This window comes from Xanthomonas sp. F1 (genome assembly GCF_014199855.1).
This window is the reverse complement of the sequence record NZ_JACHOK010000002.1, coordinates 975,868-990,590: the sequence shown is the minus strand read 5'-3', so window position 1 is coordinate 990,590 and position 14,723 is coordinate 975,868. Positions and strand designations below refer to the sequence as shown.

The 14,723-nt window shown below is 64.9% G+C and carries 12 protein-coding genes and 1 tRNA gene; 5 read left to right on the top strand and 8 right to left on the bottom strand.

All coding sequences use genetic code 11. The features are described 5' to 3' along the window. Positions 1–45: 45 nt before the first annotated feature. The 5 genes from GGR71_RS08860 (at position 46) to ampC (ending at position 5,636) form a co-directional block, all read left to right on the top strand. The gene (locus GGR71_RS08860) at positions 46–1,026 is read left to right on the top strand and encodes a 2OG-Fe(II) oxygenase family protein (RefSeq protein WP_237474299.1); all 981 of its coding nucleotides are present in this window, start codon (positions 46–48) and stop codon (positions 1,024–1,026) included. A 62-nt stretch (positions 1,027–1,088) separates the two neighbouring features. Then, positions 1,089–2,048, top strand: coding sequence for a 2OG-Fe(II) oxygenase family protein (locus GGR71_RS08855; protein ID WP_160958807.1), 960 nt, complete (start codon positions 1,089–1,091; stop codon positions 2,046–2,048). Between the two features lie 37 nt (positions 2,049–2,085). Further along, the gene (locus tag GGR71_RS08850) at positions 2,086–3,027 is read left to right on the top strand and encodes a 2OG-Fe(II) oxygenase family protein (protein ID WP_237474300.1); all 942 of its coding nucleotides are present in this window, start codon (positions 2,086–2,088) and stop codon (positions 3,025–3,027) included. 69 nt (positions 3,028–3,096) lie between these two features. Then, the gene (locus tag GGR71_RS08845) at positions 3,097–4,323 is read left to right on the top strand and encodes an aminotransferase class V-fold PLP-dependent enzyme (protein ID WP_184451829.1); all 1,227 of its coding nucleotides are present in this window, start codon (positions 3,097–3,099) and stop codon (positions 4,321–4,323) included. A gap of 143 nt (positions 4,324–4,466) precedes the next feature. Continuing rightward, a complete protein-coding gene (ampC, locus tag GGR71_RS08840) occupies positions 4,467–5,636 on the top strand; it encodes a class C beta-lactamase (protein ID WP_160958810.1) in 1,170 nt (389 codons plus the stop codon). Between the two features lie 671 nt (positions 5,637–6,307). Here ampC and GGR71_RS08835 read toward each other — a convergent pair. The 8 genes from GGR71_RS08835 to GGR71_RS08800 all read right to left on the bottom strand — a co-directional run bounded on the left by GGR71_RS08835 (position 6,308) and on the right by GGR71_RS08800 (position 14,627). Continuing rightward, positions 6,308–6,400, bottom strand: a tRNA-Ser gene (locus GGR71_RS08835). A gap of 82 nt (positions 6,401–6,482) precedes the next feature. Beyond that, on the bottom strand, positions 6,483–6,695 hold the full coding sequence (gene csrA, locus GGR71_RS08830; protein WP_010341308.1) for a carbon storage regulator CsrA: 213 nt from the start codon (positions 6,693–6,695) through the stop codon (positions 6,483–6,485). 136 nt (positions 6,696–6,831) lie between these two features. Then, positions 6,832–9,483 carry an alanine--tRNA ligase gene (gene alaS, locus GGR71_RS08825; protein WP_160958812.1) on the bottom strand — a complete coding sequence of 884 codons (2,652 nt, stop codon included), beginning with the start codon at positions 9,481–9,483 and terminating at the stop codon, positions 6,832–6,834. A 106-nt stretch (positions 9,484–9,589) separates the two neighbouring features. Next, positions 9,590–10,084: a recombination regulator RecX gene (gene recX / locus GGR71_RS08820; protein ID WP_160958814.1), complete on the bottom strand. Its 495-nt coding sequence runs from the start codon at positions 10,082–10,084 to the stop codon at positions 9,590–9,592. Positions 10,085–10,201: 117 nt separating this feature from the next. Then, positions 10,202–11,239, bottom strand: a complete 1,038-nt coding sequence (recA, locus tag GGR71_RS08815; protein ID WP_048489003.1) for a recombinase RecA — start codon at positions 11,237–11,239, stop codon at positions 10,202–10,204. A 196-nt stretch (positions 11,240–11,435) separates the two neighbouring features. Then, entirely contained in the window at positions 11,436–12,071 is a 636-nt protein-coding gene (gene lexA / locus GGR71_RS08810; RefSeq protein ID WP_017910626.1) for a transcriptional repressor LexA, read from the bottom strand. Between the two features lie 350 nt (positions 12,072–12,421). Then, positions 12,422–14,098: an AarF/UbiB family protein gene (locus tag GGR71_RS08805; protein WP_184451872.1), complete on the bottom strand. Its 1,677-nt coding sequence runs from the start codon at positions 14,096–14,098 to the stop codon at positions 12,422–12,424. Between the two features lie 34 nt (positions 14,099–14,132). Continuing rightward, positions 14,133–14,627: a CinA family protein gene (locus tag GGR71_RS08800; RefSeq protein ID WP_048489001.1), complete on the bottom strand. Its 495-nt coding sequence runs from the start codon at positions 14,625–14,627 to the stop codon at positions 14,133–14,135. Between the last annotated feature and the right edge of the window lie 96 nt (positions 14,628–14,723).

The following is a 14,723-nucleotide window of genomic DNA, read 5'->3' as shown; positions in this document are numbered from 1 at the left end:
ATCCGCCTGACGCATCGACAACTTCCCTTAGCGACAGAGATGACCATGAACAGCCATGCAGACGTACCGGTGATCGACATTTCCAGGCTCGCGGGCAGGGACCCGGCCGCCAAGCGCGATGCCGCCGCCGAAATAGACCGCGCTTGCCGCAGTTCCGGATTCTTCTATGCAGCCAATCACGGCGTCGATCTGGCAGCGCTGCAGAAAGTAACCACGGACTGGCACATGGCCATGTCCGACGCGGAGAAATGGGCCTTGGCGATCAATGCCTACAATCCCGCCAATCCGAGGAACCGCAACGGCTACTACATGGCGGTGAAGGGCAGGAAAGCCAACGAATCGTTTTGCTATCTGAATCCATCATTCAACGCGGAACATGCGTTGATCAGGGAGGGGCTGCCTTCCCACGAAGTCAACATCTGGCCCGATGAGGAAAGGCATCCCGGCTTTCGCCCATTCTACGAGCGCTACTACACGGACGTGTTCGACGTCGCCTCCCTGATCTTGCGTGGATTCGCCATCGCCCTTGGAAAGAACGAAACGTTCTTCGATTCCCACTTCACTGCACAAGACACCTTGTCAGCGGTGTCACTGATCCGCTATCCGTACCTTGAAGACTATCCGCCAGTCAAAATCGCAGCCGACGGAACGAAACTCAGCTTCGAGCATCATCAGGACGTGTCGCTGATCACCGTCCTGTATCAGACAGCCGTTCCCAACCTGCAGGTCGAGACTGCAGAAGGCTATGTGGACATCCCCGCATCCGAAGAGCACTTCCTGGTCAATTGCGGGACTTACATGGCGCATATCACGCATGACTACTACCCAGCACCGGTGCACCGGGTCAAGTTCATCAACGCCGAGCGCCTTTCCATTCCCTTCTTTGCCAACCTCTCCTACAAAAGCACCATCGCCCCGTTCGCCCCTGCTCAACATCTTCCCGCCAGCACCAACCGAACTCTTTCCTATGGCGACTATCTGCAGCACGGGCTTCTCGATCTGATCAAGGCCAACGGCCAGACCTGACCCGCTTGACCTGAGCCGTACACGACATCTGCACATTCCCTTCCAGCGCCGAGGCGACAGAAATGACCGATACAGGAATCCATGTCTTTGAACTGGATGAGCTCAAGCAGCGCATTCACAACGATTCTTTACGCAAGTCGCTATTCGGTACCGGCGTTTTCTACATCCGGGAGGACGAAGACCTGAAACGGCAGCATCGGAACGCGATGGAGGCCGTCATGGACCTGTTCGAGAACGGCAGTGCGGAACAAAAGAACGCGCTACGCAATCTCACCCCCAACATCCGCCGGGGATTTTCCGACCTCGAAGCGGAAAGTACCGCAAAGATCACCAAGGGCGGCCAGTACACGGATTACTCGATGGTCTATTCGATCGGGGTTTCGCAAAACCTGTTCCCCTCCAAACCCTTCGAGGACACTTGGACCGCCTACTTCGATCGCTTTTACGGCGTAACCAAGGACATCGCGCGGTGCGTGCTGCAGGCTGCCGACGTGGACCCCGAGGAGGGACTGGATGCGTTCCTGGAGTGCGATCCATTGCTGCGTTTCCGCTACTTCCCAGAAGTTCCGGAAAACCGATGCGCGGAACAGGAACCACGCCGCATGGCCCCGCACTACGATCTCTCCATCATTACCACCATCCAGCAGACGCCCTGCGCCAACGGCTTCGTCAGCTTGCAGTGCGCCGTGGACGGCCGCTATGTCGATGTTCCACCCCTGCCCGGTTGCATGGTGGTGTTCTGCGGCGCAGTCGCCCCGCTCGTATCGAACGGAAAGATAAAGGCGCCGCGGCATCAGGTCGCTTCGCCGTCGATCAGCCAGCGCAGCGGCAGCGCGCGTACTTCCAGCGTGTTTTTCCTGCGTCCGAAGCTAGATTTTCGATTCCCGGTCGCGCTCGCCAAGGCTGTCGGCCTGGACGTCGATTTCACCGGCGACACCGCCACGTTCGGAGACTGGATCGGCGGAAATTACGTCAATCTCCGCTCCACGGCCACCGATTCTCGCGCCGCGACCATGGCCTGACCGCTGAAGCGGTCCATCATAGAAGGAGTGCAAGCGCATGAACGAACGGACCGTTCCGACTTTCGCGCTGGAAAACATCATGCGTGGCGAGCAGATGAGAGAACTGCGCCGCTGCGTGAGCGAGCTAGGCGTCTTCTATCTCGAGGTGAACGGCCCACTGAACGATGCGCACGTCCAGGCGGGAAACGCCGCGATGACGTTCTTCGCCAACGCCGACGACTCCGCGAAGCAGGCTGTCACCAACACTAGACCGAACATGCGCCGTGGTTTTTCTCCGCTAGGCTCCGAAAGCACTGCGCGCTGCACCAATACCGGCGAGTATTCCGATTACGCGATGGTCTACTCCATGGGAATCTCCGGCAACCTCTTTCCCACACAGGACTTCCAACGGCTGTGGAGCAATTACTTCGACATCTACTACGCCATTTCGCAGCAGACGGCGAACGCGGTGCTCCGAAGCATGGATGTCCATCTCCACACCGATATCGACGCCCTGCTCGATTGCGATCCAGTGCTGCGATTCCGCTACTTCCCCGACGTCCCCGAAGACCGTTGCGCCGAACAGCAGCCCAATCGCATGGCGCCTCACTACGACCTGTCAATCGTCTCCCTGATCTTGCAGACCCCATGCCCGAACGGATTCGTCAGCCTGCAGGTGGAAATCGACGGACACTTCATCGAGTTGGGGCCACGTCCAGGATGCGTGGTGGTCTTCTGCGGGTCCATCGCACCCCTGGTCTCTGATGGAAAGATCAAGGCACCGCAGCACCGGGTGGTTTCACCGAGCGTGACGCAACGGATCGGCAGCAACCGCACATCAAGCGTGCTTTTCCTGCGGCCCCGTTCGGAATTCACTTTCTCCGTGCCGCTCGCCAAGGCGCTCGGCATGGGCGACGACCTGAGCGGCGAGCACGCCACCTTCGGAGAGTGGTGCGGCGCCAATTACATGGAGATGCACGTCATGACGCCGCAATCCTAGAGCGTACAGCGCGCGCCACGCCGACGGTGCGCGCCAGCGCGCTCATCATCCCTGTGGGAAAATTTGTTCATGATTTCGCATATCGACGCGAAGAGCGTGCGTGAGCGCATGCTGTTGCCACCCCCCGTCGTCTATCTGAACGCGGGTTCATTCGGCCCGCTCCCCCGCACGGTGTTCGAGGCGACGGCGGCGCTTCGGCACCGGCTTGCGGAGGAACCCACGGACTTCCTGTTGCGTCAGGCGCCCGATCTGCTCTGGCGCGCACGCGAGGAGTTGGCCGAATTCCTGGGCTGCCCTCCCAACCGCCTTGTTTTCACCGCGAGCGTCAGTGCCGCGGTGAACCTCGTTGCTTCGTCGCTGACGCTTCCCGCTCCCGGCGAGATCCTGCTCAGCGACCAGGAATACCTGACCATGCGGTGGTGTTGGGAACGCGTGGCGGACCGGCACGGCCTGGCGATTCGTACCTTCCGGACCCCGCCCATGCCGTCGGACCCCGAGGAAATCGTGCAAATGGCCGTTCACGCCATGGGACCGCAGACTCGCCTGATCTTCTTCAGTCACATCGCCTCGGCCACCGGGCTGGTGCTGCCCGCCCGGCGAATCTGCGAAGAAGCGCGGCAGCGCGGCATCATCAGCGTGGTCGACGGCGCGCATGCCGTGGCAGCCAGCGCGCTGCGACTGCGGCAGATCCCCTGCGACTTCTACGTCGGCAGTTGCCACAAGTGGCTGCTTGCGCCCAGCGGTGCGAGCTTTCTCTATCTCGGGCGCGAACGGGAAGAGCGACTGCAACCACTGACGATCAGTTGGGGGCACCACAGCGCACAGGCCACCTCGGCGCCGGACGAACGCGATCGATTCGGCAGTACACCTCGGCTGCGGCGGCTCGAATGCGAGGGAACACGCGACATCTGCCCATGGCTCGCCCTGCCCGACGCCATCGCCTTCCACCGTTCCTTCGCACCGGACCGGGCCCGCGCCCACATGTGCATGCTGGCGGAGCATGCGCGCGTACGCCTCACAGCGCTGGGCCTGATCGCGGCGACGCCCTCCGATCCTTTGTTAAGCGGGCCAATGATCGCCTTCGAGTTGCCCACTGCAGCAATGCCGGCGCAACTGCAAGGCGTGCTTTGGGACCGGTTTCGTCTGGAGGTCTCCGTCGTCGAGCGCCAGGACCTGGCGCTGCTTCGGCTGTCGCCTCACGTCTACAACACCTCTTCGGACATCGACTATCTGGCCGAATGCCTGGCGACCCTCATGCGCAGACCATCGTCAAGCCCACGATCGGCGGCCATTTAGCCGGCAACGGAACGCCCGTGACCGAGCCGCTTCCTTCGCGTCGCCTTTTTGTCCATCCTGTCGAACGCGAAAGCGGCACGATCCGCGGAAAGCACGCGATCGCCACTCTCCTCGGCACTTAGAAAGAAGGAAGGGTAAAGACGATGAAGAGGCTTTTGGCCCTCTGTTTGCTTTTCGTTGCCGCCATCGGCAGCGCGAAGGACGCGCCCACTTCGCGGGCAGACGCGGAAAAGCAGCTACAGCGCACCGTGCAGGCGTTCATGACGCAGTACGACGTGCCCGGAGTGGCCATCGCCGTGACGGTCGATGGAACCGACTACTACGCCACCTATGGCGTCTCCTCGCGAACGACGCAGGCAAGGGTCGGCAAGGACACCTTGTTCGAGATCGGCTCGATCAGCAAGACGTTCACCGCCACCTTGGCCGCCTATGCGCAGGTCAACCACAAGCTGTCCCTGATGGATCACCCGAGCAAGTATCTGCCGGAGATGAAGGGTCACGACATCGACAAGGTCACCCTGCTCAACCTCGGAACGCACACGGCAGGCGGCTTCCCGATGCAGATGCCGGAGGACGTCAAAAGCGACGCCCAGGCAACTGCCTACTTCCAGGCATGGAAGCCTCAGTACCCGGCCGGCACGAAGCGCACCTACGCAAACCCGAGCATTGGCATGTTGGGGCTGATCACGGCAAAAAGCATGCATGTCCCGTTTCGCAAGGCGATGGAAGGCATTCTGCTTCCCAGGCTTGCGCTGCCCAGCACCTACCTTTACGTTCCGCCCGAAAAACAGGCGCTGTACGCACAGGGCTACGATGAGAACAATGTACCTGTGAGGATGAAGCCCGGCGCACTCTGGGAGCCGACCTATGGCATCAAGACCAGCGCCAAGGATCTGCTGCGGTTTGTCGAAATCAATCTCGGCCTGATCGAGGTACAGCCTGCGCTGAGGCAAGCCATCGAAGACACCCACACCGGTTACTTCAAGCTAGGCGACATGACCCAGGACCTGGTCTGGGAGCAGATTCCTTATCCCACCACCCAGAACGGGCTGTTGACGAACAGTTCCCAGAAAGTCATCTACGAAAGCAACGCCGTGGAAGCACTGACGCCCCCCTTGCAGCCACAGCAAAACGTCCTGATCAACAAGACCGGCTCGACCCGTGGCTTTGGCGCTTACGTCGCATTCAATCCATCGGACAGGATCGGCATCGTCTTGTTGATCAACCGGAACATCTCCATGGAAGCACGATTGCGTCTGGCCAGTGCCGTGCTGGACATCGCACGCGGACTGCCGAAGGCGCCGTCACGCTAAAGCGCGTTTTCCTTTTCCGCTCCGCAGAGTGCATGCTCGACACGACAGCGCCTGCGGGTTGGCCCCCATTCCAGCTCGCTCCGAAGGCCGACACGTCCTCAGGCACACGGATCTTCTGAAAGATGAACTGACGGACGCTCTTGCCATGTAGACACCTGTCGCGGACCGGCAAGGATCGGGTCAACGAGGCACGCTAGCTGAGCGGCTCGATGGACTCAGCGACCATACTGCGCATAACGGCACCGAGTGCCGCACAGTGCAGTTGTTGAAAGAGCGACGTGCCGCTTTCCTGATCTGCACCCGCCGCAATGAAGCGCCGCAAGCAGTCTCGTACACTTGTGGCGACGACCTACCCACCAAGCGCCCCTCAAGCGCTCTAGCCATCTGATCACCGGCTGCCGCTCCTAGTGGGCGGCGAAGGCGTGAGCGACGCGCTGTGACAGCAGCAAGCAGCAGCGCACCGCTAGGCGCGGCACGACCGCATGTCGTGCCAATGCAGCACTTGATGACTCTATGTCCGCAATGCCCTTGTAGGTCAGCAGGACCGGCAAACGAACATTATAGCGGCCGACCTCCCGCGCACGGGAGAGTGCGCGACGCGCATGAAAGTGCAAAGGTCGCCCGAAAAAAAACGCCCGCAAATCGTCGATTTGCGGGCGTTTCCTTGACACTGGCGGAGTGAGAGGGATTCGAACCCTCGATAGAGCTTTTGACCCTATACTCCCTTAGCAGGGGAGCCCCTTCAGCCACTCGGGCATCACTCCGGATTTCTGCGCTGCGGATATTTCCGCGACCGGGCGCGAAGAATACCGGGTTGTGGGGTCTCAGGTAAACCCTTTCGACGCATCAATCGGCAGATTGATCGCCGTGACCGCCGCCATGGGAGTTCGGCTCGTCGCCGCGCTGGATGCGCTGGTAGATCTCTTCGCGATGCACCGCCACGTCCTTGGGCGCGGTGATGCCGATACGCACTTGATTGCCCTTGACCCCAAGCACCGTCACGGTGACCGAATCGCCGATCATCAAGGTTTCGCCTACCCGGCGAGTCAGGATCAACATTTTTAAAATTCTCCAGGGAACCGGTGGGTCTCACCGGCACGGCGCCCGCGCTGCGGCACGCCCCATAATGAAAGTGAAAAGAGGGGTGATGTTACGGGAAGCCGCGCCCTGCCAGCAAGGCGCGCCGCTCGTATGTTCAGGGGAGATGTTGCTTGACCCAGGCGGGGACGCCGGCGAGTGCAGGGGCAAGGGCGGGCCCGTCCTCGCCACCACCCTGGGCGAGGTCCGGGCGGCCGCCGCCCTTGCCCGAGATCTGACCGGCGATGTGGCTCAACAGTTCCCCGGCCTTGACCCGTCCCATTGGGCTGCCGTTCACGCCAGCGACCAGGGCGACCTTGCCCTCGCTGGCACCGGCCAGCACGATCACGCTGTCGCCCAACTGCTGCTTCAGGCGATCCATCGCCTCGCGCAGGGCCTTGGCATCGAAGCCTTCCAGCCGCACGGCGAGGACCTTCACGCCGGCGACGTCGACGGCCGATCCGGCCAGGTCGGCGGTGGCGCCGGACGCCAGCTTGGCCTTCAGCGCTTCCAACTCGCGCTCCATGCGCTTGTAGCGCTCGCCGAGCTGGCGAATCTTGTCGACCACGTCATGGCTGTTGCCGCCGACCAGGTCGGCCGCCTCGCGCAGCCGGGCCTCCTCGGACGCAACATAGTCCAGCGCGCCCTGCCCGGTCACCGCCTCGATGCGGCGCACGCCGGCGGAGACGCCGCCTTCGCTGGTGATCTTGAACAGGCCGATGTCGCCGGTCCGGCCGACGTGCGTGCCGCCGCACAGTTCGGTGGAGTAGTCGCCCATCTTCAGCACGCGCACGCGCTCGCCGTACTTCTCGCCGAACAGCGCCATCGCACCGAAATCCAGCGCTTCCTGCATGCCCATCTGATGCACTTCGGCCGCGTTGTTGGCGCGGACCTGCTGGTTGACCTTGCGCTCGATCAGCGCCAGTTCCTCGGCCCCGATCGGCTGGAAGTGCGAGAAGTCGAAGCGCAGGCGGTCCGGCGCCACCAAGGAGCCCTTCTGCTGGACATGGGTGCCCAACACTTCGCGCAGGGCCGCGTGCAGGAGGTGTGTCGCGGAATGGTTGAGGATGGTGGCGCTGCGGCGCTCGACATCGACCTGGCCGGCGAGCACATCGCCAAGCTTCAGGCTGCCTTCTTCCAAGGTGCCGACGTGGCCATGGAACTGGCCGGCAAACTTCTGCGTGTCGGTGACCGTCAGGCGGGTACCCGCGGCGGTCAATATGCCGAGATCACCGACTTGGCCGCCGGATTCGGCATAGAACGGCGTTCTGTCGGTCAGCACGATCACCGCATCGCCGGCCTGGGCCGACTGCACCGGGCGGCCGTCCTTGAGCAGCGCGACCACGCGCAGGTCGTCGGCCTGCAGACTGTCGTAACCCAGGAACACGGTCGGGGCGAGGGTCGCCACCAGATCGGCCGGCAACTGCACGCCGCCACCGAACTTGCCGGCTTCACGCGCACGCCGGCGCTGCTCGTCCATCGCCGTCTCGAAGCCCTGCTCATCCACGCGCAGGTCGCGCTCGCGGGCGATGTCCTGGGTCAGGTCCAGCGGGAAACCGTAGGTGTCGTACAGGCGGAAAGCATCCTCGCCGGCGATCACCCCGCCCTGCGCCTTGGCGGCGACGTCCTCGAAGATCTTCATGCCGGCATCGAGCGTCTCGGCGAAGCGCTCCTCCTCGGCCTGCAGGGCACGCAGCACGGTGTCCTGGGCTGCGGCCAGTTCCGGATAGGCCTCGCCCATCAGCTCCACCAGGGTCGGCACCAGCTTGCTGAAGAACGGCTGGCGCACGCCGAGCATCCAGCCATGGCGCAGGGCGCGGCGGATGATCCGGCGCAGCACGTAGCCGCGGCCTTCGTTGGACGGCAGCACGCCGTCGACGATCAGGAACGCGCAGGCACGGATGTGATCGGCGATCACGCGCAGCGACTTGTTCTCGAGGTCGGCGGTGCCGGTCAGCTCGGACGCCTTGCGGATCAGCGTCTGGAACAGGTCGATCTCGTAGTTGGTGTGCACGTGCTGCAGGATCGCGGCCAGACGCTCCAGGCCCATGCCGGTGTCCACACAGGGGGCCGGCAGCGGCACCAGGGTGCCGTCGGGCTGGCGGTCGAACTGCATGAACACCAGATTCCAGATCTCGATGAAGCGGTCGCCATCCTCGTCGGGCGACCCCGGCGGACCGCCGGCGATGTGCGCGCCGTGGTCGTAGAAGATCTCGGTGCACGGGCCGCAGGGGCCGGTGTCGGCCATCTGCCAGAAGTTGTCGGAGGCATACGGCGCGCCCTTGTTGTCGCCGATGCGCACGATGCGCTCGGCAGGCACGCCGATCATGTCGCGCCACAGGCCGTAGGCCTCGTCGTCGGTGTGGTAGACGGTGACCAGCAGGCGCTCGGCCGGCAACTTCCAGACCTGGGTCAGCAGCTCCCAGGCCCAGGCGATGGCGTCCTTCTTGAAGTAGTCGCCGAACGACCAATTGCCGAGCATTTCGAAGAAGGTGTGATGGCGCGCGGTGTAGCCGACCGAATCGAGGTCGTTGTGCTTGCCGCCGGCGCGCAGGCAGCGCTGCACGTCCGCCGCGCGCACGTAGCTGCGCTTCTCGGCGCCCAGGAACACGTCCTTGAACTGCACCATGCCGGAATTGGTGAACAGCAGCGTCGGGTCGTTGCCGGGCACCAGCGGCGCGGACGGCACGATGGTGTGACCCTTGCCCTTGAAGAAGTCGAGGAAGTCGCTGCGGATCTGGGAGGTGGAGAATTTGGCGGGTGCGTTCATGGGCTGGCTATAGACGAGCGGACGGGCTTCCGGCAACTCCCTCCTAGATGAGGGCGCCACGGAAACCGGACAAGACAACTCGCCAAGGGTAGCAGGCCCGGCCCGCTCAGTCCTCCGCAGCGTCGCGCACGGCAGCGCGGATGCTGTCCCCATCGAAACCGCGCCGCGCCAGCAGATCGGCGGCCTTGCGTTGCTGCGGCAAGTCCATCGCCCCGGTAGCGCCGAAGCGGCGCCTGACCAGATCGCGGGCGTTTTCGGTCCAGTCGCCCTCGAAGACAGCCATCGCGGTGGCGACGGCCTCGCTGTCCAGGCCGTGGGTGCCAAGCTCGGCACGGATATGCAGCGGGCCATACCCTGCCCCGGCGCGGCTGCGCACCAGCAGCTCGGCGAAGCGGCCATCGTCCTGCCAGCCCTCGCCGCTCAGGCGTTCCACCGCTTCCGCGGCAGCGTCCGCTTCCACCCCACGCGCACGCAGCTTGCGGGTCAGCTCCTTGCGCGAATGCTCGCGCCGCACCAGCAGACTCAGCGCCTTCTGCAGCGGCGTCTGCTCCGGTTGCCGGCGACGCCGACGTGGTGCTTCGTGTGCCTGTTCGTCGCTCATGGGCGATGTCACCCCGATTCGAAATGCGCCGTCCCTGGCGCGCGCCCTCCTGGCTTGCTCAAGACTGCCGAGGGAGACGAGCGGCACTGACTCCACCGCTCCCCCGGCAGAAAACCATTACGCGTCGTCGTCTTCCGCCTCGGCCTCGCTCGGGGCGATTTCCGTGGGCTGGAACTTCTCGCGCAGCTCGCTTTCCAGCTTGGCCGCAACCTGCGGGTTGTCGCGCAGGTAACCGCGGGCGTTGTCCTTGCCCTGGCCGATGCGCTCGCTGCCGTAGCTGTACCAGGCGCCGGCCTTCTCGACCAGCTTGGCTTCCACGCCCATGTCGATCAGTTCGCCCTCGCGGCTGATGCCTTCGCCGTAGAGGATTTCGGTGATGACCTGCTTGAACGGAGGCGCCAGCTTGTTCTTGACGACCTTGATCTTGGTCTGGTTGCCGATGATCTCGTCGCCCTTCTTGATCGCGCCGATGCGGCGGATGTCCAGGCGCACCGAGGCGTAGAACTTCAGCGCATTGCCGCCGGTGGTGGTTTCCGGGCTCTGGCCCGGCATCATCACGCCGATCTTCATGCGCAACTGGTTGATGAACACCACCAGGGTGTTGGAGCGCTTGATGTTGCCGGTGAGCTTGCGCAGCGCCTGGCTCATCAGGCGAGCCTGCAGACCCGGCAGCTGATCGCCCATCTCGCCTTCGATTTCGGCCTTCGGGGTCAGCGCGGCGACCGAGTCGACCACCACGATGTCCACCGACCCCGAGCGCACCAGCATGTCGGCGATTTCCAGCGCCTGCTCGCCAGTATCCGGCTGCGACAGCAGCAGTTCGTCGACGTTGACGCCCAGCTTGGCGGCGTAGATCGGGTCCAGCGCGTGCTCGGCGTCGATGAACGCGGCGGTGCCGCCGTTCTTCTGGCACTGCGCGATGGCCTGCAGGGTCAGGGTGGTCTTGCCCGAGGATTCCGGACCGTAGATCTCGACCACGCGGCCCTTCGGCAGGCCGCCGATGCCCAGCGCGATGTCCAGCATCAGCGAACCGGTCGGAATCACTTCCACCGCTTCGATGACGCGATCGCCCATCCGCATCACCGAACCCTTGCCGAACTGCTTCTCGATCTGGCTCAGGGCGGCGGCGAGCGCGCGCTTTTTGTTCTCGTCCATTGTGGTGTCCTTGGAAGGTGAGGAGGATTTGCGGAGTGAGGTCAATGTAAGGGCCTGGTATCGCACGGACTGAGACAGTGCGTGGCGAGATGAAAATAATTCGTCCGGACCGGGTTGCGGCAGCGGCGAATGGCGATGTCTGGGGTCGGGAAAGTCCGGCCGGCGCTGTCGTACATGCCCTGCTCCCGACGCAGGATCAGCGGTTGGGGCGCAGCAGGCCGCAATACAGGCCTTCGATGGCGAACTCCTGGTCCGGCAGCACCTCGATCGGCGCGTAGTCCGGGTTGCGCGGCAGCAGGCGGATGCGGTCCTTGCCGATCTTGAGCAGCTTGACCGTGATCTCCTCGTCGATGCGCGCCACCACGATCTGCCCGGAGCGTGCATCGCGGGTGCGGTGCACGCCGATCAGGTCGCCGTCGAAGATGCCTTCGTCGCGCATGGAGTCGCCCTGCACCTTCAGCAGGTAGTCCGGCGCGGGCGAGAAGAACACCCGGTCCAGCACCACGAAGTCGTCGGAGCCGATGTCCGCGCCGATCGGCAGGCCGGCCGCGACGCGCCCCAGTACCGGCAGCCGCAGCACGTCGGCGCTGTCCACCTGCGGCGCGGGCGCCGGGGCGGCCGCCCCACCGAGGAGGCGGATGCCGCGCGCCTGCCCGGGCACGCGGCGGATCGCCCCGGCCTGTTCCAGTGCTTCCAGGTGGTACTGGGCCGCGCGTACGCCTTTGAAGCCGAAGGCGCGGGCAATCTCGGTCTGCGACGGCGGCACGCCGTCGTGTTCGATGCGCTCGGCGATCAGGTCGAGGATCGCCTGCTGGGTTTCGGTCAGGTCCATGGTTAGTAGTAATACTACTAAATCGATTGGCGAGCAACTGGCGCGTGCGATGCATGGGGCCGCCAAGCGCATCCGCGTCTGCCGCATTGGCTGGTCGGCACGACGGCTGTTGCGGGAATGCGGCCTATTGGCAGGCACGTCGCAGCCTCTACTTCTCGGGTCCTACGTCCCTCCCGACGTCAAGGCCATGTGCGCCGAGCGATCGGGTGCATCGCGTCGGGGCTGAAGCCCCTCCCACAAGGGGAGGACGTGCGCACCGGCAATCCTGTGGAAGCGGTTCGATTGGAAGCGGCGCGATGCTTGGCCAGCAGCCTCGACGCCTGCGGACCGTGCTCAAAAGCGCGCCGCGCTCAGCGCCCGCTGCGCCAGATCGAGAACAGGATCCACACGCCCGATAGCGCCGCGCCCACGAAGCCACAGACGCCGATCGCCAGAAGCCAGCGGCTGGAAATGCCGCCGACGCTGTTCATCACGATCGACGAGCCAATGATCAGCGCGGCGGTGACGATGCCCATGGTCAGGCGGTTGGCGGCACGGTTGACCTGGTCGCCGAAGCCCTTCAGCGAGCCGGTCTCCACGTTCAACTGCAGGCGCCCGCGCCGCGCCGCCTGCAGCAGCCGGCGGGTATCGCGCGGCAGGTCGCCGAGCAGTTCCAGCGCGCCCAGCACGGTGCGGCGGCCGCGCCTGGCCATCGCCCGCGGCGCGAACCGCTGCAGCATCACCCGCTCCAGGTACGGGGCGGCGGCGCCGGCCATGTCGAAGTCCGGATCGAGCTGGCGCCCCACCCCTTCCAGGGTCAGGAAGGTCTTGATCATCAATGCCAGGTCGGCAGGCAGTGCCAGCGCGTGCTGGCGCAGCAGCGCGGTGACGTCGCCGAGCATGGCGCCGACCCGCAGGTCCTTCAGCGGCACGCCGCGGTACTGGTCGACGAAGGCGGCGATCTCCAGCTGCAGGCGCGCCTCGTCGACCTCGACCTCGCCGTCGGTCCACTCCAACAGGATGTCGGCCACCGCCTCGGCGTCCTGCGTGACCAACCCGTGCAGCAGCTGCACGACCTGGTAGCGGCGCTGCTCGGAAATGCGCCCGACCATGCCGAAGTCGATCACCGCGATACGCTCGCCGGGCAGGTAGAAGATGTTGCCCGGATGCGGATCGGCGTGGAAACAGCCGTCCTCCAGCACCATCTTCAGCACGATGTCGGCGCCGGTGCGCGCCAGCCGGCGCCGGTCCAGGCCGGCGGCCTCGACGCCGGCCAGGTCGCGCCCGCCGATGCCGGCGACGAAGTCCTGCACGTTCAGCGTCTCGCAGGTCCACTGCCAGTGCACCCGCGGAATCACGATCTCGTCGTGTCCCTGGAAGTTGGCGGCGATGCGCTCGGCGTTGCGGCATTCGCCGGCGAAATCCAGCTCGCGGCGCAGCGACAGGGTGAACTGGTGCACCACCGCGGCCGGGTGGTAGCGCTTCAGGTCCGGCGCGCGCGCTTCGACGATCTCGGCCAGCCGCGCCAGCAGCCGCAGGTCGGCCTCGATCACCTCGCGGATGCCGGGACGGCGCACCTTGATCACCACCGCGGTGCCGTCGTGCAGCCACGCGCGATGGGTCTGCGCCAGCGAGGCGGCGGCCAGCGGGGTTTCCTCGAGCCTGGCAAAGATCGCCGTCGGTTCCTCGCCGAGCGCCTCGATCAGTTGCGGCAGGATCTGCACGTAGTCCAGCGCCGGCGCGGCGTTCTGCAGTTCGCCCAGTTCGTCGGTCCACTCCGGCGGCAGCAGGTCCACGCGCGTGGCCAGCACCTGGCCGAGCTTGACGAAGGTCGGGCCGAGGTCCTGCAGTGCGCGCCGTACCCGCTGCGGCGCCGACATGCGCAGCATCTCCTCGGCGTTGTGCCAGTGCAGCAGGCGCCCGGCACGTTCCAGCACGTCGGCCATGCCGATGCGCCGGACCACGTCGCCGAAGCCGTAACGGATCAGGACCGAGGCGATTTCCTGCAGGCGTCCCAGGTCGCGGACGGTGCTCAACGCCTCCCACATCGCGCTCATCCTCGGAGCAGGCGCGCGACCGCAGTCACAGCAGCGCGTCCAAACCGCGCAAGGCCGCCGCCACGGTCTGCCGGCGCACCGCGTCGCGGTCGCCCGGGAAGTGGAACAACTGCGCGCTGGCGTAGCCGCCGCGGCGCTTCCAGCCCAGCCACACGCTGCCGACCGGCTTGTCCGGGGAACCGCCGCCGGGGCCGGCGATGCCGGTCACCGCGACCGCGACGCTGGCGCCGGAATTGACCAGCGCGCCGGACACCATTTCGATCACCGTCTCGCGGCTGACCGCGCCGTGATGCTCCAGCGTCTGCGGGCGCACGCCCAGCAACGCCTGCTTGGCCTCGTAGCTGTAGGCGACGATGCCGCAGTCGAACCAGGCCGAGGAACCGGCCACGTCGGTCATCACCTTGGCGATCCAGCCGCCGCTGCAGCTTTCGGCGGTGACCAGGCGCTCGCGCGCGGTGCGCAAGCGGTCGCTGAGCGCGGTGGCCTGTTGCAACAACTCCGAATCGGTGGGAAGCGTCATGGCACAGCTCGGGAAACCAGTGCGCTTTGTAGCCCAATTCGCCGTGGCTGTCGCGCCTGCGCGCGCCGGCGGATGGCCGGCCGTCAGCCAACGTGG

Bases quoted from the DNA above. Each gene is read 5' to 3' on its own strand.
- ampC (WP_160958810.1), top strand. From the start codon at position 4,467: ATGAAGAGGCTTTTGGCCCTCTGTTTGCTTTTCGTTGCCGCCATCGGC.
- GGR71_RS08845 (WP_184451829.1), top strand. From the start codon at position 3,097: ATGATTTCGCATATCGACGCGAAGAGCGTGCGTGAGCGCATGCTGTTG.
- GGR71_RS08800 (WP_048489001.1), bottom strand. From the start codon at position 14,627: ATGACGCTTCCCACCGATTCGGAGTTGTTGCAACAGGCCACCGCGCTC.
- lexA (WP_017910626.1), bottom strand. From the start codon at position 12,071: ATGGACCTGACCGAAACCCAGCAGGCGATCCTCGACCTGATCGCCGAG.
- recA (WP_048489003.1), bottom strand. From the start codon at position 11,239: ATGGACGAGAACAAAAAGCGCGCGCTCGCCGCCGCCCTGAGCCAGATC.
- alaS (WP_160958812.1), bottom strand. From the start codon at position 9,483: ATGAACGCACCCGCCAAATTCTCCACCTCCCAGATCCGCAGCGACTTC.
- GGR71_RS08855 (WP_160958807.1), top strand. From the start codon at position 1,089: ATGACCGATACAGGAATCCATGTCTTTGAACTGGATGAGCTCAAGCAG.
- csrA (WP_010341308.1), bottom strand. From the start codon at position 6,695: ATGTTGATCCTGACTCGCCGGGTAGGCGAAACCTTGATGATCGGCGAT.
- GGR71_RS08805 (WP_184451872.1), bottom strand. From the start codon at position 14,098: ATGTGGGAGGCGTTGAGCACCGTCCGCGACCTGGGACGCCTGCAGGAA.
- GGR71_RS08860 (WP_237474299.1), top strand. From the start codon at position 46: ATGAACAGCCATGCAGACGTACCGGTGATCGACATTTCCAGGCTCGCG.
- recX (WP_160958814.1), bottom strand. From the start codon at position 10,084: ATGAGCGACGAACAGGCACACGAAGCACCACGTCGGCGTCGCCGGCAA.
- GGR71_RS08850 (WP_237474300.1), top strand. From the start codon at position 2,086: ATGAACGAACGGACCGTTCCGACTTTCGCGCTGGAAAACATCATGCGT.